1 protein-coding gene and 1 pseudogene are annotated in these 1453 nt (G+C 35.9%); both read right to left on the bottom strand.

The annotated features are described in order from the left end of the window. Positions 1–142: 142 nt before the first annotated feature. On the bottom strand, positions 143–886 hold the full coding sequence (locus P20429_RS15535) for an Imm49 family immunity protein (RefSeq protein ID WP_007581089.1): 744 nt from the start codon (positions 884–886) through the stop codon (positions 143–145). A gap of 10 nt (positions 887–896) precedes the next feature. Further along, positions 897–1453 (bottom strand): annotated as a pseudogene (locus tag P20429_RS20815) (hypothetical protein); the annotation flags it as partial.

Here is a 1453-nt window from a genome sequence, read left to right as displayed (position 1 = left end):
TTCTTCAGTAATTTCAAGTAACTGTTGGTATTTGCTTTCATCATCACCGTTAAGCGTAGTAGGGTAACTGTTCTCATCAATAAGTGATAAGTGAATTAAACTGCTCATAGTTTATGTGCTCTTGTTGCGGAGTTATTTGAAATTAATCAATTAAAAATAAAGGTAGATAAAGTGAATTGGTTTGGCATTGCCAGCCGTACATGTCTTTGCCTAATTTAGCCATAGTAAGCGCATTTAAACAGATAAAGCCTTCTTCCATATCTTTGTAATCACCAAATTTGCATTCATCAGTATGCCATTTTATGGCTTTATCAATACTGGCTTGCCAAAGTGTTATATCGGCTGATGTTAAAGCAGAAATCGCTTCGATTAACGGGAGGATATACTGTAATACATCTTTATCCTTGGTGTTTTTGGTTTCAAGTAAGGCGGCATCAATATCGCTTTGCTCAGGTGTGCCACCTGTAACAATATTTTTTAATAATTCAACATATTGGAGTTTGGCTTGATGTTGAACACTCGATAGTTTTATTTCACTGTGTTTAAGTTTTTCTAAAACTTCCTGCTCAGCAAAAAGAAGAACAATATTGAGATCTTGTTGAATAGTCCAATCGTTATGACTTGTTTTTAACTCAGGGTCAAAACCTCGTAAAAATGCAAAAGGTGCTGCTTTTTCGAAGTATGATTTAGTTTCAGGGAAATTTTCTAATACATAGTATGCATATGCTAATTCAATATATTTATTAGCTACCACAAAGGTGGCTTGCTGCCTCACTTCTATATAAACAGAATTGTCTAGTATTTGAGGTGTTCGCTTAGTTAAAACAATAGGAGCACGTTTAAATAGTCGCTCAAAGTCAATTTCACATTTATTTAAATTTAACATTAAAACTTCTCTACGGTAAAGGTTGTAATTTTCCACCAATTATTTTGCCGTTATCTTCAACAGCTTCGATAACTAATTTACTTATTTTTGGATCGCCATCTTCAATAGCATCGAATAAATTTTCACCTAATTGATTCTGAGCTTGGTATTTTTTAGATTTTTTCATGCTAGCCAGAGTGTTATCAATCCATTTATCAGTCATTTGATCTCCCTTTTTGGCTCCTTTAGTAAGTTTGGCACCAGGTCCTTTAGCTTCTACAATAAAGTATTCTAGCACGTTGCCGTCTTTATCACGCTTAGCCCAAACTTGGTCAAAACCGGGCCCAGGACCAAAACCTAATTCCATTTTCGCAGGTGGCGGTGGCTTAGAAAAGTGTTTTGCCATATATGCACTTGCAGCACGTTCTCCTTTAACCTCGGTCAGCTTCGCTTTAAATGCGCCAATGCGGCTACTAGAATCTTTATCATTAATAGCTTTGGCTAGTTTTTTCTTATATGCCGTTTCATAGTCCGCTAGGTTTTTGTAATGGGCATCAAGAGCAGGGTTTCTTACTAACTTAAGTGCTG

Source organism: Pseudoalteromonas sp. BSi20429, from assembly GCF_000238895.1.
Classification (GTDB): Bacteria; Pseudomonadota; Gammaproteobacteria; order Enterobacterales; family Alteromonadaceae; genus Pseudoalteromonas; species Pseudoalteromonas arctica.
The sequence above is the reverse complement of the archived record's forward strand: the minus strand, read 5'-3'. Positions and strand labels throughout refer to the sequence as shown.